The organism is Bradyrhizobium sp. NBAIM03, from assembly GCF_020194055.1.
Classification (GTDB): Bacteria; Pseudomonadota; Alphaproteobacteria; order Rhizobiales; family Xanthobacteraceae; genus Bradyrhizobium; species Bradyrhizobium yuanmingense.
The window spans coordinates 113,332-137,796 of the sequence record NZ_JADYVS010000004.1; the positions used below are offsets into that span (position 1 = coordinate 113,332).

Annotated in this window: 25 protein-coding genes and 1 pseudogene; 12 read left to right on the forward strand and 14 right to left on the reverse strand. The window is 64.8% G+C overall.

Annotation, left to right across the window (positions count from 1 at the left end):
• Positions 1-30 precede the first annotated feature (30 nt).
• Positions 31-921 carry a LysR family transcriptional regulator gene (locus I6F21_RS07385; RefSeq protein ID WP_225139620.1) on the forward strand — a complete coding sequence of 297 codons (891 nt, stop codon included), beginning with the start codon at positions 31-33 and terminating at the stop codon, positions 919-921.
• 16 nt (positions 922-937) lie between these two features.
• Here the strand turns inward: I6F21_RS07385 and I6F21_RS07390 are convergent, their stop codons facing one another.
• Positions 938-1,855, reverse strand: coding sequence for an intradiol ring-cleavage dioxygenase (locus I6F21_RS07390; protein ID WP_225139621.1), 918 nt, complete (start codon positions 1,853-1,855; stop codon positions 938-940).
• 160 nt (positions 1,856-2,015) lie between these two features.
• On the opposite strand from I6F21_RS07390, the gene I6F21_RS07395 reads away from it, so the two are divergent.
• A complete protein-coding gene (locus I6F21_RS07395) occupies positions 2,016-3,290 on the forward strand; it encodes a serine hydrolase domain-containing protein (protein ID WP_225139622.1) in 1,275 nt (424 codons plus the stop codon).
• 50 nt (positions 3,291-3,340) lie between these two features.
• Here the strand turns inward: I6F21_RS07395 and I6F21_RS07400 are convergent, their stop codons facing one another.
• The 3 genes from I6F21_RS07400 to I6F21_RS07410 all read right to left on the reverse strand — a co-directional run bounded on the left by I6F21_RS07400 (position 3,341) and on the right by I6F21_RS07410 (position 6,253).
• Positions 3,341-4,660 (reverse strand): TRAP transporter large permease, encoded by a 1,320-nt coding sequence (locus tag I6F21_RS07400; protein WP_036025880.1) that lies wholly within the window; start codon positions 4,658-4,660, stop codon positions 3,341-3,343.
• Positions 4,657-5,172, reverse strand: a complete 516-nt coding sequence (locus I6F21_RS07405) for a TRAP transporter small permease (protein WP_036004532.1) — start codon at positions 5,170-5,172, stop codon at positions 4,657-4,659. Before I6F21_RS07405 ends, I6F21_RS07400 begins: the two co-directional genes overlap by 4 nt.
• Before the next feature lie 82 nt (positions 5,173-5,254).
• Positions 5,255-6,253 carry a TRAP transporter substrate-binding protein gene (locus tag I6F21_RS07410; protein WP_036004529.1) on the reverse strand — a complete coding sequence of 333 codons (999 nt, stop codon included), beginning with the start codon at positions 6,251-6,253 and terminating at the stop codon, positions 5,255-5,257.
• A 329-nt stretch (positions 6,254-6,582) separates the two neighbouring features.
• Here I6F21_RS07410 and I6F21_RS07415 point away from each other — a divergent pair.
• From I6F21_RS07415 to I6F21_RS07445, 7 genes and pseudogenes are all read left to right on the forward strand, one after another.
• Positions 6,583-6,773: pseudogene (locus tag I6F21_RS07415) on the forward strand (sensor histidine kinase); the annotation flags it as partial.
• 229 nt (positions 6,774-7,002) lie between these two features.
• Positions 7,003-7,824 (forward strand): FadR/GntR family transcriptional regulator, encoded by an 822-nt coding sequence (locus I6F21_RS07420; RefSeq protein ID WP_036004523.1) that lies wholly within the window; start codon positions 7,003-7,005, stop codon positions 7,822-7,824.
• Between the two features lie 154 nt (positions 7,825-7,978).
• Positions 7,979-8,800: an ABC transporter permease gene (locus tag I6F21_RS07425; protein ID WP_225127429.1), complete on the forward strand. Its 822-nt coding sequence runs from the start codon at positions 7,979-7,981 to the stop codon at positions 8,798-8,800.
• On the forward strand, positions 8,797-9,603 hold the full coding sequence (locus I6F21_RS07430; RefSeq protein WP_036004520.1) for an ABC transporter permease: 807 nt from the start codon (positions 8,797-8,799) through the stop codon (positions 9,601-9,603). The genes I6F21_RS07425 and I6F21_RS07430 overlap by 4 nt, the downstream gene beginning before the upstream one ends.
• Positions 9,600-10,358, forward strand: a complete 759-nt coding sequence (locus I6F21_RS07435) for an ABC transporter ATP-binding protein (protein WP_036025889.1) — start codon at positions 9,600-9,602, stop codon at positions 10,356-10,358. Before I6F21_RS07430 ends, I6F21_RS07435 begins: the two co-directional genes overlap by 4 nt.
• Complete coding sequence (locus I6F21_RS07440) at positions 10,355-10,687, forward strand: hypothetical protein (protein ID WP_036025891.1); 333 nt, start codon at positions 10,355-10,357, stop codon at positions 10,685-10,687. The genes I6F21_RS07435 and I6F21_RS07440 overlap by 4 nt, the downstream gene beginning before the upstream one ends.
• Positions 10,688-10,691: 4 nt before the next feature.
• Positions 10,692-11,747, forward strand: a complete 1,056-nt coding sequence (locus I6F21_RS07445) for an ABC transporter substrate-binding protein (protein ID WP_036037747.1) — start codon at positions 10,692-10,694, stop codon at positions 11,745-11,747.
• A 77-nt stretch (positions 11,748-11,824) separates the two neighbouring features.
• Here the strand turns inward: I6F21_RS07445 and I6F21_RS07450 are convergent, their stop codons facing one another.
• The 4 genes from I6F21_RS07450 to I6F21_RS07465 form a co-directional block, all read right to left on the reverse strand.
• The gene (locus I6F21_RS07450) at positions 11,825-13,369 is read right to left on the reverse strand and encodes a heme peroxidase family protein (RefSeq protein ID WP_225139624.1); all 1,545 of its coding nucleotides are present in this window, start codon (positions 13,367-13,369) and stop codon (positions 11,825-11,827) included.
• A gap of 259 nt (positions 13,370-13,628) precedes the next feature.
• A complete protein-coding gene (locus tag I6F21_RS07455) occupies positions 13,629-13,901 on the reverse strand; it encodes a hypothetical protein (RefSeq protein WP_225139625.1) in 273 nt (90 codons plus the stop codon).
• Positions 13,902-14,044: 143 nt separating this feature from the next.
• Complete coding sequence (locus tag I6F21_RS07460) at positions 14,045-14,776, reverse strand: cytochrome c biogenesis protein CcdA (protein ID WP_036004503.1); 732 nt, start codon at positions 14,774-14,776, stop codon at positions 14,045-14,047.
• A 206-nt stretch (positions 14,777-14,982) separates the two neighbouring features.
• A complete protein-coding gene (locus I6F21_RS07465; protein ID WP_225183001.1) occupies positions 14,983-15,249 on the reverse strand; it encodes a hypothetical protein in 267 nt (88 codons plus the stop codon).
• A 485-nt stretch (positions 15,250-15,734) separates the two neighbouring features.
• Between I6F21_RS07465 and I6F21_RS07470 the strand changes: the two genes are divergently transcribed.
• The 3 genes from I6F21_RS07470 (at position 15,735) to I6F21_RS07480 (ending at position 18,305) form a co-directional block, all read left to right on the forward strand.
• Positions 15,735-16,784 (forward strand): LysR family transcriptional regulator, encoded by a 1,050-nt coding sequence (locus I6F21_RS07470; RefSeq protein ID WP_036025896.1) that lies wholly within the window; start codon positions 15,735-15,737, stop codon positions 16,782-16,784.
• 29 nt (positions 16,785-16,813) lie between these two features.
• Entirely contained in the window at positions 16,814-17,185 is a 372-nt protein-coding gene (locus I6F21_RS07475) for a helix-turn-helix transcriptional regulator (protein WP_020608151.1), read from the forward strand.
• Between the two features lie 298 nt (positions 17,186-17,483).
• Positions 17,484-18,305 (forward strand): enoyl-CoA hydratase, encoded by an 822-nt coding sequence (locus I6F21_RS07480; protein WP_225112665.1) that lies wholly within the window; start codon positions 17,484-17,486, stop codon positions 18,303-18,305.
• A 33-nt stretch (positions 18,306-18,338) separates the two neighbouring features.
• Here I6F21_RS07480 and I6F21_RS07485 read toward each other — a convergent pair whose 3' ends face one another.
• The 6 genes from I6F21_RS07485 to I6F21_RS07510 all read right to left on the reverse strand — a co-directional run bounded on the left by I6F21_RS07485 (position 18,339) and on the right by I6F21_RS07510 (position 24,461).
• Entirely contained in the window at positions 18,339-19,418 is a 1,080-nt protein-coding gene (locus I6F21_RS07485; protein ID WP_057026781.1) for an isocitrate/isopropylmalate dehydrogenase family protein, read from the reverse strand.
• A gap of 133 nt (positions 19,419-19,551) precedes the next feature.
• Positions 19,552-20,619, reverse strand: coding sequence for an alcohol dehydrogenase (locus I6F21_RS07490; RefSeq protein ID WP_036025902.1), 1,068 nt, complete (start codon positions 20,617-20,619; stop codon positions 19,552-19,554).
• 75 nt (positions 20,620-20,694) lie between these two features.
• The gene (locus I6F21_RS07495; RefSeq protein ID WP_074447511.1) at positions 20,695-21,666 is read right to left on the reverse strand and encodes an oligopeptide/dipeptide ABC transporter ATP-binding protein; all 972 of its coding nucleotides are present in this window, start codon (positions 21,664-21,666) and stop codon (positions 20,695-20,697) included.
• A complete protein-coding gene (locus I6F21_RS07500; RefSeq protein ID WP_225139626.1) occupies positions 21,663-22,655 on the reverse strand; it encodes an ABC transporter ATP-binding protein in 993 nt (330 codons plus the stop codon). Before I6F21_RS07500 ends, I6F21_RS07495 begins: the two co-directional genes overlap by 4 nt.
• On the reverse strand, positions 22,652-23,524 hold the full coding sequence (locus I6F21_RS07505) for an ABC transporter permease (protein ID WP_036004454.1): 873 nt from the start codon (positions 23,522-23,524) through the stop codon (positions 22,652-22,654). Before I6F21_RS07505 ends, I6F21_RS07500 begins: the two co-directional genes overlap by 4 nt.
• The gene (locus tag I6F21_RS07510; protein WP_225139627.1) at positions 23,511-24,461 is read right to left on the reverse strand and encodes an ABC transporter permease; all 951 of its coding nucleotides are present in this window, start codon (positions 24,459-24,461) and stop codon (positions 23,511-23,513) included. The genes I6F21_RS07505 and I6F21_RS07510 overlap by 14 nt, the downstream gene beginning before the upstream one ends.
• Positions 24,462-24,465 lie beyond the last annotated feature (4 nt).

Sequence of the window (24,465 nt, forward strand, 5' to 3'; positions counted from 1 at the left end):
TTTGGACAGACCGTCTCACTGGTGGAACAGATGGATTTGCTTGCGCTTGCCGATTTCAATCTCGTCGCCCGTCACGGAGGGTTCGGAAAGGCCGCGCGGGCAGCGGGACGTCCGAAAGCGACCTTGTCTCGACGTGTGTCCGAACTGGAGAGCAGTCTTGATCTGCGTCTGTTTGAGCGCGGCGGGCGCACGCTCAAGCTCACCCAGGAAGGGCGCGCGCTCTATGAACGGACGGGCGCACTTCTCACCGAGCTCGACGAAACCGCGGCCGCGATCGCCTCGGGCGGAGACAAGCCAAAGGGCAGGCTGCGGATCAGCGCACCCCTGCTCTTCTCGCAAACCGCGATGGGCCGTCTCGCGGCCGGCTTCGCCCTTCGACATCCGCAAGTCCGGCTCGAAGTTACGACCGATGACCGCTACGTCGACATGATCGAGGAAGGCTTTGATCTCGTGATCCGGGTCAATCCCGATCCGGATGAAAGCCTGGTCGGCCGCATCTTCTTGCGCGACCGAATGCTGGTCGTCGCCAGCCCCGCTCTGAAGCACCCGAGAGGAAACCTCGCCGTTCCGGCCATCGTGCGCGGCGATGACAAAGCTGCGGTTTGGGACATCAGACGGCCAAGCGGCCCATCGCACATCGCGATCGATCCCGTGCTTCGACTGTCATCCCTGATGATGGTTCGCGATGCCGTGAGAGCCGGTATCGGTGCCGCAAGGCTGCCGCTGTCGCTCGTCAGCCACGATCTTGCCGCCGGCACGCTCGTTCGATGGGGCGACGTCGAGGGAGCCGACATCGCCCTATGGACGCTCTATCCCTCGCGGCGATTGCTCAGTGCGCGCGTCTCCGCTTTCCTCGATTATCTGAGAGACGCCTTTCCAAAGGGAACGCCCGACGAGTTGGCAGCCTATATCGGGGGATGACTGAGATTTCGCATCCTCACGCCGGCTCGGTCGCCTTCATCCCGAGCGGCTTCGGTGCCATGCCGCCGCCCGGCTTGAGGTGGAATTCGTAAGTCATCAAATGCCACCGCCCGTTCGCCTTGGTACCGTCGGGCATCTCAAGGTCGTTGCGCGGCTCGACCTTGGCGACGAGGTCGTCCTTCACGCCGAACACCACGTCGGAGTCGAGATATTTGTCACCGTCCATGAAGACGTGCGTGATCAGCGGCTCATAGCCTCTGGCATTGACCAGGAAGTGCACATGCGCCGGGCGCATCGGGTGGCGGCCGGTCTGCACGATCATTTCGCCGACCGGACCATCGGTCGGGATCGGATAGCTGCACGGCAGGATGGTGCGGAAGAAGAAGCGGCCATCGTCATCGGTGATGAAGCGCGCCCGCGCCGAGGCGCCGACCTCATCGTAGTTCGGCTTCTGGGAATCGTAGAAGCCGTCGTCATCGGCGTGCCAGACGTCGACGGGAACGCCGGCGAGCGGCTTGCCCTCGAGATCGGTGACGCGGCTCTGCACGAACATCCGCTCGCCGGTCTGGTTGTTCGGCGAGATGTCGGCGCCGTGCGCAGTCACCTTGTGCTCGCCGACATAGAACGGGCCGAGCACTGTGGTCTCCGTGGCACCGTCGCGATCTCTGTGATTGACGGCGTCGACCAACATGGAGACGCCGAGCACGTCGGACAAGAGGATGAATTCCTGGCGGGTGTCGGTGCATTTCTGCCCGGTCCGGGTCAGGAAATCGATGGCATATTCCCATTCCGCGAAGGTGAGACCGGTCTTGCTCACGTAATCGTGCAGCGAGCTCACCAATTCCTGCAGCAGAAATTTCGCGCGCGCATCGGGCGTGTGGTCGAAGCTCCTGACGACGGCTTCGGTGAGTTCGGTCTCGGTGAACTGAGTCATGGTGCGTTTGCCCTCGCGTTCTTCTGGTTGGCCCTGGCGGGCTCCTTGCGTTCCGAGCCCGAGTCTACACCAGCCGGCCCGGCCTCGTTAAGCGCAACCGGCTTGGAATGCGGCCGTCATTTCGGTATCAACTTTCCGACAAAACGCCCCGGAGGAACTGATGCTCGCCCCCACCCCCGCTTCGCCCGAATCCGTCGGCATGTCCAAGGCCGCGCTCGACCGCGTCGATGCGCATCTCAAGCGCCGGTACATCGATGCCGGGCGTTTCCCGGGCACGCATCTCCTGGTCTACCGCCGCGGCAAGGTCGCGCACAGCTCGGTGCAGGGCTTTGCCGATGTCGAGCGCAAGGTGCCGGTGAAGGACGATACGATCTATCGCATCTATTCCATGACCAAGCCGCTCACCAGCGTCGCCTTCATGATGCTGGTCGAGGAAGGCCTCGTCGCCATCGACGAGCCCGTCGCGAAATATATTCCGGAGTGGAAGGACCTCGGCGTGTTCGTCGCCGGCACCTATCCGGCGTTCCTGACCCGGCCGCCGTCGCGGCCGATGCTGATCGTCGACCTCTTGCGCCACACCTCCGGCCTAACCTATGGCTTCCAGCAACGCTCCAACGTCGATGCCGCCTACCGCAGTGAAAAGATCGGCGAGGTCGAAAAATCAGGCACACTCCAGACCATGGTCGAGGGCCTGGCCAAGATCCCGCTGGAGTTTTCGCCGGGCGAGTCCTGGAATTACTCCGTTGCGACCGACGTGATCGGCTATCTCGTCGGCAAGATCTCCGGCATGCCGTTCGAGCAGTTCCTGAAACAGCGCATCCTCGATCCACTCGGCATGACCGACACCGACTTCCACGTCCCGGCCTCGAAGGCGCATCGCTTCGCCGCCTGCTATTCCGCCGATCCCGGCGGCGGCATGACCTTCCATGCGGGCCAGCGCCGCGAGGGGTTGACGCTCCAGGACGACCCGGCAACGAGCTCGTTCCTGTCGCCGCCCTCGTTCATCTCCGGCGGCGGCGGGCTGTGCTCGACCGTTGCCGACTATCTGACCTTCTGCCGTGCGCTGCTCAATGGCGGCGAGCTCGGCGGCGTCAGGCTGATCGGGCCGAAGACGCTGGCGCTGATGACCACCAACCACATTCCGGGCGGCCGTGCGCTGCCGGACGTCTCGCGCTCGCTGTTCTCGGAAGCGACCTATAACGGCATCGGCTTCGGTCTCGGCTTCGCCGTGACCATGCGCCCGGCCGAGACATTGATCGCCGGCAGCCCCGGCGAATACAATTGGGGCGGCGCCGCCACGACCTCGTTCTGGATCGATCCGGCCGAGGACCTGATCGCGATCTTCATGACGCAAGTGCTGCCGTCGAGCGCCTATCCGATCCGCCGCGAGCTGCGCAGCATGGTCTACGCCGCGATCACCGAAAGCAATCTGTAGTCCACCGCGACGACCCCGCGACGCCGGCCGCGGGATCACGCCATCGCCCCTCACTTGAGCATTTCCGGCACGATCAGGCGCGGCAGGAACAGCGACACGCTGGGCCAAATGATCACCGCCGCCAGCACGAGTAGCATCGGGATCAGCATGATGACCGTGTCCTTCAGGGCATAGCGCAGCCGCACGCCCGCGATCGAACAGGCGATCATCAGACAGAGGCCGTAGGGCGGCGTCACCAATCCGAAGGCCAGCGAGACGATGGAGATGATCGCGAACTGGACCGGATGCAGATCGACGGACCTGGCGAGCGGCTCCAGCACGGTGCCGACGATGATGATCGCGGGGATGGCATCGAGAAAGCAGCCCACCACCAGAAAGCAGAAGGCGATGAAGAAGCCGGCCGCGACGGGACCCATGCCCCATGTCGAAACGTTCGCCAGCAGTTCTTGCGGGATCTTGTAATAGGCCAGCAGCCAGCCGAACGCACTGGCGGTGCCGACGCAGAACAGCGCCACGCCGGCGAGGCGCCCAGTGTCGAGCAAGGCTCTGTACAATTCACGGATTCCCGTCTCGCGGTAGAAGAACGCCGAGAGCACGACGGAATAGAGCACGGCAACGCAGGCGGACTCGGTCGCGGTGAACCAGCCGAGCAGAATGCCGCCGACGATGATGAACGGCGTTATTAACGCGGGTATCGACCGCCAGATGGCGCATCGCATGTCGACCCAGGTCGACTTCGGATAGGTCGGGTAGCCGCGGCGCACCGCATAGACGTGCACCGTCGCCATCTGCGCGCCCGCGATCAGCAGCCCGGGCACGATACCGGCCAGATACATCGCCGCTATCGAGGTCGAGATCAGACCGCCCCACACGATCATCAGGATCGAGGGCGGAATGACGACCGCAAGAACCGCGGAGGCCGCCGTGATGGCAATGGAAAACGAGAGATCGTAGCCCTCCTTGGTCTGCGCATCGATGAAGATCTTCGATTGGCTCGCCGCATCCGCAGTGGAGGAGCCGGAGATGCCGGCAAAGAACACCGACAGCACGACGTTGATCTGCGCCAGCGACCCCGGCCAGTGCCCGACCATCGAGCGCGACAGCGCCACCAGGCGATCCGTGATACCGCCGATACTCATCAGGTTCGCCGTCAACAGAAAGAACGGCACCGCGAGCAGGATGAACGAGTTGTACGCGTTGAAAGTCTCCTGCGCGAGCGTCATCAGCGACAGGCGCGGCTCGATCAGAAGGATCGGCACGCAGGCAAGGCCCAGCGCGAAGGCGACCGGCACGCGCACGATCAGCAGGCCGACGAAGACCCCGAACAGCACCATGGCGGCCTGTCCGGCAGAAAGTACAGTGCCGTTCATTGCTGTGCCCCGACCAGAACGCGCAGTTCATCGAGCATCTGTTCGCCCGCAAACACGATCCAGGTCACGCCGGCCACCGGCCAGGCAACGTGGATCAGCCAGAGCGGCAGATCGGCCAGCTCCGAGGTCCTGTTCCAGGCGAAGCGTGTGAATTCGATGCCGGCCGACACGAACACGAGGGCAAGTGCCAGCACGCCGAGCCGCGCGATGATCCGCACTGCGGCCTCCGACCGCCGCGACAAATCGGGCCACACGTCGACCTCGAAATGCTGAGCCTCGCGGATGCCGACCATGGCGCCGATCATGATCGTCCAGATGAACAGGAATCGCGCCATCTCCTCGGTCCAGATGTAGGAGGGAATGAACGGCGTGTAGCGCGAGACGATCTGCAATGTGACGGGGATGACCAGGATGCCGACGCAGGCGGCAAGCAGGAATTCCAACAATTTCGCATAGGCCGCGGTGACGCGACGCCACAGCGACGGTGTGGACGGGACGTGCATTTCGGACATTGGAGCTCCGTACGGCGCTCATCCGCCATGTCCGGGCAGGAAGCGGGGCCTGCCCGGAATGCTGTCGGCGGACAGGGCGGCCTCAGACGACGTTGATCTTCTCGAAAATGCCCTCCGCGCCGATCTCCTTGGCGTAGGTGGCCATCACGGGGTCGGCGAGCTTCTTCATGGCGTCCCGCTCCTCGAACGGAACGCGCTTGAGCTTGCCGGCCTTCTCCAGCGTGTCGAGCTTGACGACTTCCTCGCTCGACTCGAGCTGGCGGCCGTAATCGCCGGCCTCCTTGCCCGCTTTCATGATCGCGTCCTGCAGATCCTTCGGCAGGGTCTTCAGCGTCTTGACGGAAAAGCAGATCGGCCGGATCGACACGGCGTGCTGGGTCAGGTTGAGATGCGGCGCCACTTCATAGAACTTCATCGCCTCGACGCCGGCCGCTTCGTTCTCGCCGGCTGATATCACCCCGTTCTGGATCGCGTTGTAGACTTCGTTATAGGCGATCACCGTGGGGCTCATGCCAACGGCCGCAAAGGTCTTCGACCAGATCGGCGCGCCCTGCACGCGCACCTTGAGGCCCTTGAGGTCGGCGAGGTTCTTGAGCGGCTTGTTGGCGAAGATGTTGCGGATGCCGCCGCCGGCATAACCGATCAGAACCACGTCCGCCTTGGCCGCGACCTCGTCGGCGACTGGCGCCAGGATATTGGCTTCGACCACCTTGTTCATGTGCTCGATGCCCTTGAACACGAAGGGCGCATCGATGAACGGGGCGGCCTTGGCGAAGGTCGACATGTGAGCCGGCGAGACGATGCCGTAATCGACTGCCTTGCCTTGCGACATGTACTCGAAATACTGCTTCTCGAGGCCGAGCGAGGAGTTCCTGTGCAGGGTGAAGTTGACGGGCTTGCCGTAATATTTCTTCACCAGCTCCTCGAACCGCAGCAGGGCCCGATTGAAGGCATGGTCGTCATTGAACTGCACGGCACCGTTCAGTGTGATCGGGGCTTGCGCCCTCAGGATCGACGGCATGCCGATGGCAGCTGCCGCAGTGGTTGCACCGATCCCAGCGAGAAATGACCTTCGCTTCATCGTCTCCCCTCCCTTTGATGCTCCGGCCCTGTCGCCGGGCCGTGAGCGCAGCCGTTATGCGGCTTGCGAGAGGCAAGCGTATGAAAAACCTCGGCGGGACGGAAGTCATTTCGCGTGGGCTGGAGCTACCCCTTCGTCGCAGGACTGCACGTAAACGCCTGCTGCACTGCAACTCGCCGCTTCGGTATGCGGCGGAGGCGCGAGGTCTCCGGCGATCAGGAGCGCGCTGGACGGACGGCGAAAATTCGTGGCGCAGCACAATTCCTGCGCCTATGGTCTCTTCAAAATCATTGTCCGGTGCTGCCGCGCCGGAACCGGGACGCCTGCGTTTGCCAAAGCTTACCCTGCCCGTTCGGCTCGCCTCCTTGTCGCCGGAACGACGCTACCGCTGATCGTTTTCGCGGTGGGCCTTGCCTATTACAACTACCATCAGGATCGCAGCGAGGCTGCGCGCCGTTTGCTGGAAACGGTGCGTAGCATGCGCATGGTGCTCGATGCCGAGGTGCAGCGGATCACGGGGGCTTGCCCTGCCGCGCGGCGTCGTCTGCACTGTGACCTGCACGCTGGAGGAGACGCTTTGATCCGCGGTCCACGCGCATATCGCAACGCAACACGGGGTGTGCTGCGACAATTGCGCTTGCACTCATCCATTCATCCGATGTTAAACATCCGATGATTGCAGCTGCCGGGGCGTGGCAGCCAAATGCAAACGAACCAGCCGCGACAGGCCGGACGGGAGAAACGTACGAGTGGCAAGAGCGCGCCCGAGCCCCGTCGACAAGCCGATCAAGCCCGGCCGCATTCGCGCCGTGCTCACGACGCTCGGCCGGGAGATCGCGCAGGATCTCATTCCGGTCGGGACAGCCCTGCCGCCGGAGCCTGAGCTCGAAGCCCGCTTCGGAGTCGGGCGCGGCGTGGTGCGCGAAGCCATCAAGACGCTCGCCGCCAAAGGTCTGGTCAGCGTGCGGCCGCGCCACGGCACGCACGTGCTGCCGCGCCACGAATGGAGCCTGCTCGACCGCGACGTGCTGAGCTGGCTGGTCGGTCAGGACGAGCCGGATCGGGACCTTCTGCTGGCAATCCAGGAGGTGCGCTCGATCATCGAGCCCGCTGCCGCAGCGCTTGCGGCCGAGCGTGCAACAAGGAACGACCGCTGGCGGATCGACACGGCCCTGGCGGCGATGCAGACTGCAAAGGACCAGGCCAGCGCCCTCGCTGCCGACAAGGCTTTCCATCTCGCCATCCTGGACGCGACCCACAATCCGGTCCTCCAGGGCTTTCGCGGCGCGATCGATACCATTCTGGGCACCGTCTTCACCGTTGCCGTCGGCGGCCCCGGCGGCTGGTTCAAGGACAATCTGCCGAACCACGTCACGGCGGCGCGGGCCATCGAGAGCGGCAACCCGGAGAAGGCGCGCGCCGCGATGGAACGGCTGCTGGGCTACACCCGATCGAAGCTGTCGAACCGAAAGACCATTATCGCCGCGGCGGCTCGCAAAGCGGACGGATCGACCCTGCGCGCCGTCAGGAAGCCGAGCCTCAACCGCAAGAGAAAGCGCCATGCACCGTGACATGAGGGGCTCGGCCCGGATCCCCGCTCCGCGCGGATCGCGAGGAGGATCGCAACCGATACAGATATGCGATTCCACGAGACGCGGCTACGATACCAGCAATGATCAGTGGGAAATGCCGGTACAGGCATAGCTGAGCGTCAGGGAGGTCCGAATGCAGCTGACGGGCAGTCTGAAAGGCCGATCGTCGCGGCTGATGCGCAGCGTCAACTCGCTGGCCGGCGCTGCAATGTTCGTCGCGCCGCTGCTTGCGCTGGTCGCGGTCTGGGCCGCCGTGATCCCGCTGTTCAACGTCAATCCGCGCGTGTTTCCCTCGGTCGGCGCGGTCGGCACCGCCGCGCTTGACTCGATCCGGGACGGCACGTTGTTCGCCCATGTTGGCGCCAGCCTCTTGCGCGTCGGCCTGGGGACCCTAATCGGCATCGCCACCGCGGTGCCGCTCGGTATCGCCATGGGCGTCAGCCCGACGGTCGCGGCCTTTCTCACGCCGCTGTTCCGGTTCTTCTCGGTGCTCGCCGGCATTGCCTGGATCCCGATCGCGACGCTGTGGTTCGGTTACGGTTTCGGCGCGATCGTCTTCGTGATCTTCAACGCCGTATTCTTCGTCGTCGCCTACAACACGCTTCTCGGCGTCAGGACCATCCCGCACACGCTGCGCAACGCTGCCGCCTCGCTCGGCGCCGGCCGCTGGGCGCTGCTGACCGAAGTACTGCTGCCGGGCGCGCTGCCCAATATCGTCACCGGCATTCGCACCGGCCTGGGCTTTGCCTGGCGCGGCCTGATCGCCGCGGAGATGATCGCGACCAATGTCGGGCTCGGCTACATGCTGTTCGTCGCGCGCGATTTCTACCGCACCGAGGTGATCGTGTTCGGCATGATCGTGATCGGCGTGCTCTGGCTTCTGATCGACCGTCTGTTGCTCGTCCCGTTGGAACGCGCGACCATCGAGCGCTGGGGCATGGTGAGGCGCGCATGAACGTCCTGCTGCAAATCTGGGCCGGCTATGCCCGCCTGACCCGGCGCTGGCCGGGCATCGCCGCGATCATTCCCTTCATCCCGGTGCTGGCGCTGTGGACCGCGGTCAGCGAGGCCGGGCTGTTTCCACGCGCGTTCTTCCCCGGCCCGGCCGACGTCATCCGCGCATTCTTCACGCTGACCTACAAGGGCATCCTGCCCGACTATCTCCAGGACAGCCTGATCCGGCTCGCGACCGGCGCCGCGGTCGGCATGGCGCTCGGCATACCCTTGGGCATCCTGATCGGCACCAGCCGCTGGGCGCATCGCATCTGCTGGCCGGTGCTGCTGTTCTTCCAGGCCATCGGCGACATCGCCTGGCTGCCGATCCTTCTGATCTGGTTCGGCTTCGGTCTGACGACGATGACCTTCGTCATCGTCTACACCGTGCTGTTCCCCGTCGTGCTCAACACCGTGCTCGGCGTCGAATCGGTACCGCGCGATCTGTCACGCGCCGCCTTGAGCCTCGGGGCTTCGCGGGCGCGCGTGCTCTGGGAGGTGACGCTGCCCGGCGCCCTGCCCAACATCATCACCGGCCTGCGCAACGGACTCGGCTACGGCTGGCGCGCGCTGATCGCGGTCGAGATGATCGTCGGCACGTCGGGCATCGGCTTCATGATGTTCGATGCGCGCCGCGCCGGGTCGACCGTCGAGATCATCCTCGGCATGATCATTCTCGGACTGCTCTGGTACATCGTGGACGCCTGGATTCTCGCCCCGCTCGAGCGTGCGACCGGCCAGCGTTGGGGACTGGTGACATCATGAAGACGCTCTCGCTGCGCAATCTCGGCAAGACCTATTTCGACCCTTATGCAGGCGCGCATGTCACCGCCGTCCACGACGTCTCACTCGACGTCGAGCCCGGCGAGTTCATCTCGGTGGTCGGCCCCTCCGGCTGCGGCAAGACGACGATCCTGAACATGATCGCCGGCTTCATTCCCTATTCGAAGGGGGACATCCTGCTCGACGGCAAGCCGGTGCACGGGCCCGGCCCCGAGCGCGGCGTCGTGTTCCAGTCGTTCGCGCTGTTTCCCTGGAAGACCGTGCTCGACAATGTCGGCTTCGGGCCGAAGATGCGCGGCGTGCCGAAGGCCGAGCGCGACCGCATCGCGCATGAATATCTCGCGCTTGCCGGGCTCTCGCATGCGGCGCACCGCTATCCCAACGAGCTCTCCGGGGGCATGCAGCAGCGCGTCGGCGTGGTGCGCGCACTCGCCAACAACCCCGACGTCCTCTTGATGGACGAGCCGTTCGCCAGCGTCGACGCGCAGACGCGCATGACGCTCCAGGAGGAACTGACCCGCATCTGGCAGGAGCGCAAGCCGACGGTGATCTTCATCACTCATGACGTGTCGGAAGCGGTGTTTCTCGCCAATCGCGTGGTCGTGCTGTCGAAGGGACGCGTGCTCGACGAGATCGCGGTCGACCTGCCGCGTCCTCGCATCTGGGACGATCTCGTCAGGGATGATGAGTTCAAGCAGCTCTCGGCGCGCGTGCTGCAGATGGTGCGCGCAGCATGAGCATCGCCTCCGAAGCCTTGCGATCACCCAAGCTGCGCATCGCGCTCGGCGCAATTGCGGCATGGGCGCTGTTTCAGCTCTGGCTGACCATCGCGGCGCCCGGAAAGATCTCGCCGCAGCTCACGGGCACGTCGGAAAAGGTGAACGTGCAGATCGAGCTGCCGTTCACGCCGGAGCGTTTCCACGTGCTCGCCTTCCAGCAATACGGACGCGTCTCGGGCACGGACGAGCATTCGATCGAGCTGCGCGGTGTCAAAAGAACGGACCTCAATGCCGTGGCCCGGCCCTATTGGGTGACGGCGGTGGGGCCGATAAAAGAGGGAGGCTGAGACTATGAAACGACTCTTGCTGCTTGGATTGGCGCTTCTCGCCGGCATGGTGCCGGCAAGCGCCCAAACCCTGACGAAACTCAAGGCCGGCATGGTCACTGGCATCGACCAGATTGGCCTGCCCATCGCGCTCGAGCGCGGCTTCTTCGAGAAGTACGGGCTCGACGTCACGATCGCACGCCCCTACGCCACCGGTGTCGACGCGCTGAACGCGTTGCAGGCCGGCGAGAGCGAGATCGTGCAGGTCGGCGTACCCATGATCGGCGCGGTGCTGCGCGGCATGGACCTCGTCGCGCTGGGCAATTACAGCGGCAACGCCACCAAGGCCGGCTCCGATGCCACGATGGCGATCATCGCGCGCGAAGGCTCGGGCATCGTCAAGGGCGACCTGTCGACGTTGAAGGGCAAGAAGATCGCGGCGTCGTTCGGCACGATCAACCATCTCTACATCCTGGCGACGCTGGAGAAGGCCGGACTGAAACCCGACGACGTAACATTGGTCAACACCCCGCCCCCGGACATGACCGTCGCCCTGCTCGCCAAGGGCATCGACGCGTTCTCGGGCTGGGACCCCTGGCCGATCGTCGCGGGCAAGGACGTGCCGGGCGCCGTCGAGATCATTCGGGGCGGCGACGTGATCTCCTATATCGGCTTCAACGTCGCGCTGCGCCCATGGGTGCAGGCCAACGGCGAGACGATCGAGAAATTCCTCGCCGCCGTCTCCGAGGCCGACCAATGGATGCGCAAGAACCCGAAGCTGGCGGCACAAGTCGCGACGCGCTGGATTCCAGGCCTGAAGCAGGAGGTCGCGGAGGCCGCGATGCAGTTCAACATCCAGCAGGCGGACCGCCGGCTGTCGGCGAACAATTACCGCGCGCTGTGGAGCGCCCAGGACCGGCTCACCCGGCTCGGCATCCTCAAATCGACCTTCGATGTCAATGCGCATATCGAGCCGAAGCACATTCTCAAGGTCATGAAAGACCGTCCTGAGCTGTTCGCCGACCTACCGCCGATCCCGGAGACGGCGGCGATCACGCCGGGCTACGTGTTCAAGCCCTGAGCATTGTTGCAAACGTCCAGACCGGCGCCATGCACGCCGGTCCGGCCTATCGTCTGCAACGCTGGCGGGCGTCTGGTCTAGACGGTCGAGATGCCGTCGATTGGGCTGATATCCCCGACGAAACGCAGCAGGTCGGCCATCGTGAATTCGCCCGGCACTTGCGACGGCAGCGTCGGCTTCCAGGTCTTGCCCTTGAGCCAGAGATACGACTGGTGGTCGCCATGGACGAGGCCGACGAAGACCTCGGCAAGCAGGGTCGCGCCGACCGGGCCGAGCCTTTCGCCGCTGCCCCGCTGCTCCGCCTCCTTGAGGATGTAGTACCAGAGCGGGGTGTTTTGGTGCAGGCCATGCTTTTTCGCCACGGCGCCGTCGCTCCCCTTCGAGATTTCTTCCGGCGTCAGCGGATTCTTGATCTTCATGGCCTTGGCGACGTCCTGCCCGGACGGCAATCCCAGCAACACGCCGCGCTTGAGGTTGCGGAACGGCAGGCTGCCGCCATCACCAGGCAGGGTATGGAGTTGCGGCACGATGAACGGGTCGATCTTGCGGGAGGGATTGAAGCCCACGCCGGCAGGATTGTTCGGCAACAGCTTATAGTAGCGCCGCCAGTCGATGATCCAGTTGCTCGAAAGCACCGGAAGCGGGAGCGGCGGCTGAATTGGGTTTGGTGCCAGATCGCCGATGATGCCGCCCGACAGCCCGGTGAACCTGAACAGCAGGTCCAGGGTCGCCGGCGCGAGGCCACCGGGCGTGAAGATCCGGTTGTGGCTATAGATCTGGCGCACCATGCTGTGGCCGAGACGATAGACGGCGCCCGAAAACTCGACGGGCATGTAGGGGATCTTCTTGAAGCGGTAGAAGCGCCGCCCCTGCTCGAGGATCTTCGCGACGATCCCCTTCTCGGTGATCCGCTCCACGAAATCGTGCAGGACCATCCATTGGTAGTGCCAGGTCACGATCCGGCGCGCTTCCTCGAAGATCTCGCCCGCCGGCTTGCCGGACGCCGCGAGCTGATCGCAGACCTTGTTGTGAAACTTCAGCATCGCAAGGTGGGTTTGCGCGACGACCAGGTTCTCGTCGTTGCGGTGATCGCCGATCAGGGCAAACCCCTCGGGATTGCGCGGCAGGTCGTTGCGATGATCGCCGGTGATGTCATCGACGTTGACGGTCTTGCCGATCAGCAGCTTGGGGCCCGGTGTCTTGCCGCTGTCGCTGGCCGAATTGCGCGCGTAGAGATGACGGCTGCCGTCGGGGCCGAGACCATAGACGCTGTCGAGATCGAGTGCGGGCGTGCGGAAATTCGTGACCGCCGTCGGATCGGCTTCCTTCTCGCCGAAGGAGGTCAGATCGAGCGTGATGTCGTGATCCACGAATTGGCCGAGATAGGTGAAACCCGCGGGGACGTTGAGGTTGTTGCCCGCGGCGTCGCCGGGGGCGGGATCCTTCATCGCGTCGGCGAGCTCGCGCAGCGGACCGTCGTCGACAGCCAGCGGCTCCAGGGTCGGAAACATCCGGCCAAACATGCCCGGATCGTCGTGTCCGGAGAGCGTATCCAGAAATTGTCGCGTCGGTTGACGTCCGGCCTTGCCGTGACCGGGATGAACATTCACGTCGGTTCCCATCGCTTGCTCCTGCTTAAAATGCTGTAAGGGAGAGGGGCGCCGAAGATGTCGATTGGCCTAAAATACTCGTTTCAGTATACGTTCTGAAGAATTGCCCCTCAGGGTGCAGTACGAGAGAATATTACCACAGATTGCATTCTGTGGATGGGCCCTGCCGCGAGGCCTTTTGCCCCACCGACGACACAGGCTTTTGATCGTCCGAAGCTCGAGCAGGACAGACTAAGGCGCGATCGACGCGTCGGCTGAATCTCTCAGCGCGTCACCGCTTGGCAGCGAACCGCGACCAGATTTCAGCGTCCGTGTAGAAGTCCACGCCGCCATCGAGATCTCTCACCAGCCACTCGCCGAGATAGACGATCTGGGTGCCGCTGCGCCGCTCGTGCCGAAGCTCGAATTTTCCGTCGGCATCCTTCTGCAGCGAGCAATTCGACTGAACCCAGTTCGGCCACTCCTGCAACGGCTGCCCCAAAAATTGCCAGGCAACCAAGGCCGCGTTGTCCGACAGGGGTTCTAAGCGCAGTGTCTTGGCCACGTGATCTCCACCATGCGAGTTGTCCTCCGATGAAACGCCTCGGGACCGGAAAGGTTTGGAATCGTCGTTCCGTGGCAGCATGCCTGACCGATTTCAACGGTTCCTCTACTTTTTCGTCCGTGAAAACCCGGTCCCCGCGCGCCCTAACCGATCGTCTGCAGCACCGGAAACGTCTCCAGCAGCCAGATGCTCACATTCGAGACCGCGCCGGTGAGAAAGCCGATGCCGGTGAGCACCATCAGGACGCCCATTGCGCGCTCGACGTTGACGAGGTGGCCCTTCATGCGCGCGAACAGCGCGGAGAACTGTTCGATCATCAGCGCGGCGATCAGGAATGGGATGCCGAGGCCCGCGGAATAGACCGCGAGCAGGCCGGCGCCCCTCGTCACCGTGGCTTCCGCCGCGGCGACCGAGAGGATCGCGGCGAGGATCGGGCCGATGCAGGGTGTCCAGCCGAACGCGAATGCGAGGCCCATGATATAGGCGCCCCACAGGCCGACCGGTTTGGGGATCGGCAGGCGTCCTTCCCGCATCAGAAAGCCGATCCGCGTCAGGCCGAGGAAGTGCAGGCCCATGATGATGATGACGATGCCGGCGAGGATCGACAGCTCCGCCGACCAGGCACGGATCAGCCCGCCGATCAGCGAAGCGCTGGCGCCGAGCGCCACGAAGATGGTGGAGAAGCCGAGCACGAACAGGAGCGCCGACATCATGATCGCGCGCTTGGAGGCCGCGACCGGCTCGTCGCTCTCGACATGCTCGATCGTGGCGCCCGTGAGGTAAACCAGATAGGGCGGAACCAGAGGCAGGACGCAAGGCGAGAGGAAGCTGACGAGGCCGGCAATCAGTGCGGCCGGAATCGAAACATTTTGCATGATGCAATCGGAGCCATCTCAGGCCCCGTCAGGGCGCGCAGGGAACGCGCCCGGCCCGGAGCCGAACCGGCTCTGGTGTAGCCCATGCCCGAGAATGCGCAACAGAGGCGCACAAAGCCAGGGCTCCGCCCGATGCCCTCCGTGATCACAGATGCGGCATCGGGACGCGCACAAACCTCGCCGGAAAGCGAGATTGGGCGGCGCGGCTACTTCACCACGCGGAGCAGCGGACGCCGGGGCTGGTCCTGCGTCTGCTTGGAAGGGGGCAGCGGCTCGCTGGCAGCGCTCCGCAGCATTTCGTCGCACAGCGCCTTGAGATCGGCACTGTCAATTCCTTTCAGTTTCATCCTGACGTCGAGGATGACGATGGACAGCATCTCGGCCGACTCGCGGCTGTTGCAGGCATTGAGAACCCTGCGGCACTCCTCGAGCGTTTCCAGCACCGACTGCAACTGTTCGTCTGAATGCGACACCGGCGTTCTTTCCGTTAATTCGGCCTGCGAGACGTATCTGTCACGCCCCCTTCGGCCCCCATGGAAGACGATAGATAGCACGAGGCGACTGTGCCTTCGAACCTGATTTCAGTGTGTTTCTGCTGTGGAACCGGGTTCCCGCTCGCATCGCCATGCGGCGCCTTTGGCGACCGCCGCAATGCTCCGGGAGCGAACGCCTGACGCGGTGCGATTGATCCAGCAACGGCGAAGAGCACCGACTCCTGCGCAAGACCGTTCATTGCAGTCAGCGCCGGCACTCCCGCAGCCATCTCGCGGCTCGCAACGGAACTCACGTCATACCCCTCACTCGAGCCGATTAGCCTCGCCCGAATTCCCAGCCCATGGGAGCATCCAAATACCGCCCTAAGGTAGTAAGGATGACGTTCAAAACTCGTCGTTCCCCAACCCGTCGTGGTTGTGGTTTGCGCCAGATTCTGCCAGTTTAGCGTTCCAAAGGGAATTGTATGCACTCCTTGGCGGAAAGGGGCGTTCCTCTGGAGGAACGCCCAAAGACAAATATCAGCGGCCTCTCCGACTGGGACGCCGCCCGCATATTTTTGGAAGTCGTCCGATGCGGAAGCTTTCGCTCGGCGGCCGAGCGCCTGTCTCTGTCGATCAACGCCGTGCGGCGCCGAATCGACGATTTCGAACGCCAGACCGGCACCACGTTATTCACGCGCGACGTCCACGGCACCCATCTGACCGATGAGGGCGCCTTGGTAGTCTCCGCTGTCGAACGCATGGAGGCGGCCACCTTCGACGTGCTGCGCGCCAGCGATTCGATGGCCAACGCGCTGTCGGGCGAGGTCCGCGTGGCCGTCACCGAAGGGCTCGGCACATTCTGGCTTGCCCCCCGCTTGGTCGAATTCCAGCAGGCCTATCCGAAGATCCTGGTGGACCTGCATTGCGCGATGCGCTCGGCCGACGTCTCGCGCCACGAGGCCGACGTCGCCATTCATCTGTCCCGTCCCTCGGCGCTGGACATCAAGCTGGTGCGGCTCGGCCGCATGCATCTGATGTTCTGGGCCTCGGAGAAATACATCGCAAAGCATGGCGCGCCGCGCTCGGCGGCGGAATTGATCAAGCATCGTCTGGTGCTGCAATTCGCCGACCAACTCGCCGCCAAGGAATCCTTCGAAAGCTTCTTCCCGGGCGTGTCCGAACGTGACCTTCTGGTCATGAAGACCAACGTCTCCAGCGCCAACTATTGGGCGGTCGCGAATGGCGCCGGCATCGGCGTCTTCCCGAGCTACGCCATTGCGCTCGGCGGGAAATTAATTCCACTGGAGGTCGAGCTGAACCGACCGCTGGATATCTGGCTGTCCTACCACCCTGGTAGCGGCCGTATCCCGCGCGTGCGGCACATGATTGACTGGCTGATCGAGGCTTTCAATCCGGCCCGCTTCCCGTGGTTTAAGGAAGAGTTCGTGCACCCGCATGAATTCAAGGACTCGTATATGGGCGAACCCCTGACCCAGCTCTTCGGGGGATTTTCAACCGAAGAACAAAGGTGAAAACAGAGATGAAAGCAGCGGCCAAAAGAATGAAGCAGCGCAGCGCGGGCAAGCCGGACATCGAGCTTGGCAAGCGGATCCGTCTGCGGCGCGTCGAGATGAAGATCTCGCAGGCCGAGCTCGGCGAGAAGCTCGGCGTCAGCTTCCAGCAGGTGCAGAAATACGAGAAGGGCGTCAATCGCGTCGGCGCGGCCCGGCTTCAGCAGATCGCCTCCGCCCTCGATGTGCCCGTGACCTTCTTCTACGACGGCGACAACAAGGCCCGCGAAGTCGAGAGCCTGCTCTTTCTCGATTCGGCCTTCAGCCTCCGCCTGCTGCGCGCCTACAGCAAGATCAAGGATCAGACGGTGCAGCGTCAGCTCGTCTCGCTGATGGAATCGATCGCGGCGAACGAGAGCTGAGGCCGGTCGACGGTCCGGCCTTCACGGCCGACGTTCAATCCGCCGCGTCACGGGGGCGCGGCCGGATTGCACGAGATCGGCCGAAAGATGTCTGCGCGCAACCGCGCGCGGCCGGTCTCGGGGCGGCATGGCCGCCCCTTTTTGTTGGCGGTCTTCCCCCGACCTTTCCGCCTCCGTCGAACGCCGCGCGCCATGCAATCGCAGCACAGGCGGATGCAGGCTCTGCTCTCCCGCGCCGGTTGACCGCGGCGGCGCCTGCGCCGCACATTGCGCCTCGCCACCGAGCAGCGAGCGCGCGATGCCAGACGTTATCAGCACGACCGGAACACCTTACGCCGACGGCAAGATTCTGACGCACACGGCCGATGGCGTCGGCGTGATCACCTTCAACAATCCCGACAAGCGCAACGCGATGTCGCTGGAGATGTGGGAGGGATTTGGCGAGGCGTTGACGGCCTTGCGCGACGACGACACGGTGCGCGTCGTGATCCTGCGCGGCGCCGGCGGCAAGGCGTTCGTCTCGGGTGCCGACATCAGCCAGTTCGAGAAGGTGAGGCACAATGCGGCGGCATCCGAGCAATACGCCAAGCGCAGCGCCGCCCAGCGCGCGCTGCTCGCCGATTATCCCAAGCCGACCATCGCCTGCATCGACGGCTATTGCCTCGGCGGCGGCATGCAGGTCGCCATGCTCGCCGACATCCGCCTCGCCTCGCATGAAAGCCAGTTCGGCATTCCCGCCGCCAAGCTCGGCATCGCCTATGGCTATGACGGCCTGCGGCATCTGGTGTCGCTGGTCGGGCCGTCCTGGGCGCGGCTGCTGATGTATACGGGCATGCGCATCGATTCCGCCGAGGCGCTGCGCATCGGCCTCGTCGAGCGCGTGTTTCCGCAAGGCGAGCTCTGGGGCGAGACCATGGCGATGGCCGAGACGATCGCGCAGAACGCCCCGCTCGCGATCAAGGCGGCCAAGATCACAATCGCGCAGGTGCTGAAGGACGAGAGCCGGCGCGACATGGAGGCGATCAAGGTGATCGGCAATGCCTGCATGGACAGCGCGGATTTCCGCGAGGGCCGGCAGGCCTTCATGGAAAAGCGGAAGCCGCAGTTTAGGGGGAAGTAATTTCGTCGTGGAGAGAGGCCAGGAGCACAGCCCCTACAGCGCTCCCAGCACCGCTTTCGTGATGTCAGCCGTGCCATTGCCGCCGCCGAATTCCATCGGCTTGATGCCGCCGGCATAGACCTGGTCCACCGCACGCTCGATCGTCTCGCCGGCTTCCGCAGCGCTCTCGATGCCGTGCTTGTCGGCGAGCCAATCCAGCATCATCGCGGCGGACAGGATCATGCCGGTGGGGTTGGCCTTGCCCTGCCCCATGATGTCAGGCGCCGTGCCGTGGCACGGCTGGAACACCGCGTACTTGTCGCCGATGTCGGCGGACGGCGCCATGCCGAGGCCGCCGATCAGGCTTGCGGTGATGTCGGAGACGATGTCACCGAACATGTTCTCCATCACCATCACGTCGAAATCCCAGGGACGCTTGACCAGCATCGCCGAGCAGGCATCGACATAGAGCCGGTCGGTCTTCACGTCAGGATGCTTCTTCTCGATCTCGTCGAAGATGCCGCGGAAGAACGCGAACGCCTTGAATACGTTCGCCTTATCGACGCAGGTGAGCGCGCCCGGCTTGCCGCGCGCCTTGCGCCGCTCGGCAAGGCGAAACGAGAACTCGAACAAACGCTCGGAGGTTTTGCGCGTGATCACCATGGTCTCGCGCGCGTCCTCGTGGGTGACGACGCCCTTGCCCATCGAGGCGAACAGGCCTTCGGTGGACTCGCGGATCACGACGAGATCGATGCCGCGCTGGTCCGCGCCGACGATCGGGCTCGGTACGCCCGGAATGAGGCGCGCCGGACGCACGCCGGCATAGAGATCGAAGATGAAGCGCAGCTCGATCTGCGGCGCGATCTCGGTGTTGTCGGGGTAGCGCACCGACGGCAGGCCGCAGGCTCCGAGCAGGATCGCGTCCGCCTCCTCGCAGAGCTTGATGGTGCTATCCGGCATCGACTTGCCGGTCGCGAGATAATGGTTGGCGCCGGCCGGCGCCTCGGTGAAGCGGAAGCCGAGGCCGGACTTCTCGCCGACCTTGCGCAGCACCTCCAGCGCCGGCGCCATGACTTCAGGGCCGATGCCGTCACCGGCGAGCACGGCAATGTGGAAGGCGTTGTTTGCGGACATTTAAGGCCTCAAGGGAGGTGTCAACCAGGTCGTCATTGCGAGCGAAGCGAAGCAATCCAGAACTGCATCCACGGAGACATTCTGGATTGCTTCGTCGCTTCGCTCCTCGCAATGACGAGGGAGAGAGCATTCGTTACGGCGTCAGCACCGTACGCCCGACCACCGCGCCCTGCTGCAATTGCAGCAGCGCGTCGTTGGCCTTGGCGAGCGGTTGCGGCGTCACCGGGATCGGCGGCACCTTCTTCGACCGCACCAGGTCGAGCAGCTCCTGCGTCTCGCGCAAGTTTCCGACATAGCTGCCCTGGATCGTCACCGCCTTGATCGGAATCAGCGGCAACGCCCAGGTCGCGCCGCCGCCGAACAGGCCGACAAGGACGAGCTTACCGCCCTTGGTCAGGCAGTCGAAGCCGAGCTGCGTCGTAGCAGCGTTGCCGACGAGGTCGATCACGGCGCGGATAGGGCCGCCCGCCTTCTTGGCAAGCTGCTCCAGCGCGTCAGGGGCCTTGGGATCGACGGTCGCAAGCGCACCGGCCTTCTCCGCCGCCTCGCGCTTCCTCGCGTCGATATCGACCATGATCGCGCCCTTGCCGCCCATCGCCTTGAGCAGCGACAACGCCATCAGGCCGAGGCCGCCGGCGCCGAACATCACGATCGGCGTGTCGAAATGCTGCTCGACCTTCTTCAGCGCGCTGTAGGTGGTGACGCCCGAGCAGGCATAGGGCGCGGTCGTCGCGGGATCGAGGCCCTTCAGATTGAGCAGGTAGCGCGGATGCGGCACCAGCATGTGATCGGAATAGCCGCCGTCGCAATAGACCCCGAGCGAGCGCGGCGTCAGGCACATGTTCTCGTCACCGGCGAGGCACGTTGCACATTTGCCGCAGCCGATCCAGGGATAGACCAGCCCGACATCGCCGACCTTCAGGTCGCCCTGGTCGGTCGGCTTCACGTCGGGGCCGAAGGCGAGGACTTCGCCGACCGTCTCGTGGCCCATGGTCAGCGGCAGGTTGATGCCGCGGTCCTTCAACGAGAGCGGCTTGCGGCCATGGCCGAGATCGTAGCCGCCTTCCCAGATGTGGAGGTCGCTGTGGCAGACGCCGGCGGCCTTCACCTTGATCAGCACCTGCGTGCCCGAGGGCTGCGGCGTCGCCTCGTCGACCTCCTGCAGCGGCGCCTTGAAATCGGCAACCTTGAAACTCTTCATCGGCGTCCTCCCGCATGCTTCTTGTTGTCGCGCCACCATGCCATGGTCGGCGCGACCAGACAAACCGGTCTTAGTTCAGGCCAGCGGATGATGGCAAGCCGCGAACTGGCCGGGTGCGACCTGGCGCAACTCCGGTATCTCCGCGCTGCAACGCTGATCCGCGCGCGGGCAGCGGGTGCGGAAGCGGCAGCCGGACGGCGGCGCAATCGGCGATGGCGGCTCGCCGGCCGCCACACTTTCGGCGGGTCGCACGTCCGGATCCGGCACCGGGATCGCCTGCAACAGCAGCGCGGTGTAGGGATGCGCAGGCCGCGCGAACAATTGCTCGGAGGGGGCGACCTCGCAGAGCCGGCCGAGATACATCACCGCGACGCGGTCGCTGACCGCTTTGACCACCGCGAGGTCGTGCGCGATGAACAGCAGCGTCAGACCGAAGCGCGCCTTCATCTCCTCCAGCAGGTTGAGGATCTGCGCGCGAATGGAGACGTCGAGGGCCGACACCGGCTCGTCGCAGACGATGAACTCCGGGTTGAGCACCAGCGAGCGCGCGATACAGATGCGCTGGCACTGGCCGCCGGAGAATTCGTGCGGCAGGCGGGTCGCCACGAGATCGGGGTCGAGCCCGACCGCGGAGAGCACCTCGTGAACGCGCCGTTTGCGCTCGGCGGCATCCTTGATCCCGGCGATGATCAGCGGCTCGGCGACGATGTCGCCGATGCGCCGGCGCGGATTGAGCGAAGCAATCGGATCCTGGAAGATCAGCTGCACGCGGCGGCGCATCCGGCGCAGCGCCTCGCCCTCCATCGCGGTGAGGTCCTCGCCGTCGAACATCACGCGGCCGGACTTGGCGCGGCGCAGTTGCAGCACCGCGCGCCCGAGCGTCGACTTGCCGCAGCCGGATTCGCCGACCAGCCCAAGCGTCTCGCCGCGCGCGACCTGGAGGCTGACACCGGAAACGGCATGAACAATCTTGTTGCCGAGGCCGTATTCGACCACGAGATTGTCGACGTTGAGAAGCGGCGCGGGGCGCGCGGCAAGCTGCATCATGCCTCGATCCCCTCCGTCATCCGGATCGGATGGAAGCAGGCATAGAGATGTCCCGACACCTCTGCGCTGGTCAGGACCGGTTTGGCCTCATGACAGCGCCCGCCGGCATAACTGCAGCGCGGCGCGAAGGAGCAGCCCTTCAGCGGGCGCGTCGGATCGGGTGGACGGCCCGAGATCGCCGGCAGCGGCGTATGCGGCGCGGTATCGAGCTTCGGGATCGCCGCCAGCAGTGCCTCGGTGTAGGGCATGTGCATGCGCTTGAACAAGGCTTGCGTCGGCGCGCGCTCCACCACCCGGCCGGCATACATCACCGCGACCTCGTCGGCCCGGCCGGCGACGACGCCGAGATCGTGGGTGATGATGATCATCGCCATGTGGCGGCGGCGCTGCTCGCGCGCGAGCAGATCGAGGATCTGCGCCTGGATGGTGACGTCAAGCGCGGTGGTCGGCTCGTCCGCGATCAGGAGCTTCGGCTCGCAGGACAGTGCGATCGCAATCGCGATGCGCTGGCGCATGCCGCCGGAGCATTGATGCGGATATTGCGCGAGCCGCTGCTCCGGGGCGGGAATGCCGACGGCGGCGAGCAGCTCGATGCTGCGGGCCTTCGCGGCGGGAGCGTCAAGCTCGAGGTGCTCCTGGATCGTCTCCATCAGCTGCGTGCCGATGGTGAGCACAGGGTTGAGCGAGGTCATGGGGTCCTGGAATACGACCGCGAGGTCGCGCCCGCGCAGCCGCCGCAGGCTTTCAGGCTCGAGCCGCACCAGATCCTCGCCGTCGAACATCACCCGGCCCGTCAGCTTCGCCTTCTTCGGCAGCAGCTGCAGCACGGCGCGCGAGAGCATGGTCTTGCCGCAGCCGGATTCACCGACGATTCCGAGCGTGCGGCCGGCCTGCAGCGAAAGGTCGACGTGATCGACCGCGCGCAGGTTTCCGCGCGAGGTCGGCAGCTCGACCGCGACATCCTCGATGGCCAGGAGCGGCGCGGTCACAGTGCCCCCTGACGTGGGTCGGTGAGAGCCCGCAAGGTGTCGCCGACGAGGTTGAACGCCAGCACGGTCGCAAACAGTGCTGCCGCCGGCAGAAAGGCGAGGCGCGGCGCGACGTCCAGACTGTCACGTCCCTCCCCGATCATGCTGCCCCAGCTCGGCATCGGCGGCGGCACGCCGAGGCCGAGGAAGGACAGCGCGCCCTCGACCACGATGGTGACGGCGACGCCGAGCAGGAAGAAGGCGAGCAGCGGCAGGATGACGTTCGGCAGCAGCTCGCGCAGCAGGATGCGCGCATGGCTAGCCCCTAACGCCTCGGCGGCGATCACGAACTCGCGCCGCGCCAGCGTCAGCGTCGCCGCGCGCGCCACGCGCATGAAAGCGGGAATGCCGAGCACGCCGAGGACAATAGTGAGGTTGGGGACCGACTGCCCGAGATAGGCGACCACCGCGAGCGCGAAGATCAGCGGCGGAAAGGCGAGCAACACATCCATGCTGCCGACCACCAGCGTCTCGAACCGGCCGCGGAAATAGCCGGCCAGCAGGCCGAGCGCGCCGCCGATGACGAGGCCGATCATGGGCGCGATCAGCCCGACCGTTAGCGACACCCGCGCACCAAAGATCAGCCGGGCGAGCTCGTCGCGGCCGAGCCCGTCGGTGCCGAGCCAATGTTCCCCGGAGAAGGCGGCGCGCCGTTCCAGCATGTCCATATCGGTCGGGTTCTGCAGCGGCAGCACCGGCGCCAGGATCGCTAGCGAAAGGATGATCGCAACCCAGGCGCTTGCGATCCAGAACAACAGGCCGAGCTTGGGCTTGCGGCCGACCGGCGCAGCTACCTCCTCGTCCTGGATCGACAGCTCAAGCGTGGCCATGGCGGATCCTGGGGTCGAGCACGGCATAGAGCATGTCGACGATGAAGTTGACGATGACGAAGCCGCAGGCGACCAGCAGCACCACGCCCTGGAGAATGACGAGGTCCCGGGTGTAGATCGCCCCGACCAGCAGCCGGCCGATGCCGGGCAGCGCGAAGATCGTTTCCACGATCAGCGTGCCGCCGAGCAGGCGACCGATATTGATGCCCGTCACCGTCACCAGGGTCAGCGAAGAAGGCTTCAGCGCATGCACCAACAGGATGCGCGATGGCTTGAGACCCTTTGCTTTCGCCAGCGCGATATAGTCCTCCTGCAACGTCGCGATCATGTCGGAGCGCAGCACCCGCATGATGCCCGGGCATTCCGCCAGCGCCAGCGTCAGCGCCGGCAGCACGAAGAAGCGCAAATTGGCCAGCGGCGCCTCGGTGAACGGCACATAGCCGGTCGCCGGCAGCCAGCGCAGCTCGACCGCGAACAGATAGATCAGCAGGATCGCAGTCAGGAACGACGGCATCGACAGCATCGCGAAAGCGCAGCCGGTCATGAAGCGGTCGAACGCACCGCCGGCGCGCGCGGCACAGGCGATCGCGACGGGAACACCGATCAGGAGCCCGATGAACTCGGCCATCAGCATCAGCTGCAGCGAGACCGGGATGCGTTCGGCCACCGCCTGCAGCACCGTCTGCCCGGTGCGAAACGAGCGGCCGAGATCGCCCTGCACCACGTGGCCGAGCCAGCTCAGGTAACGCCACCACAGCGGCTGGTCGAGTCCCATGTCGCGGCGCAGCGCCGCGACGTTCTCCGGCGTTGCCTGATCGCCCAGGATGACGAGCGCGAGATCGCCCGGCAGCAGCGAGGCGATCAGGAACGTCAGCAACGAGACGGCGAGCAGGACCGGCAGCATGGCAAGCAGCCGCCGCGCGACGAAGTTCAGCATCGCG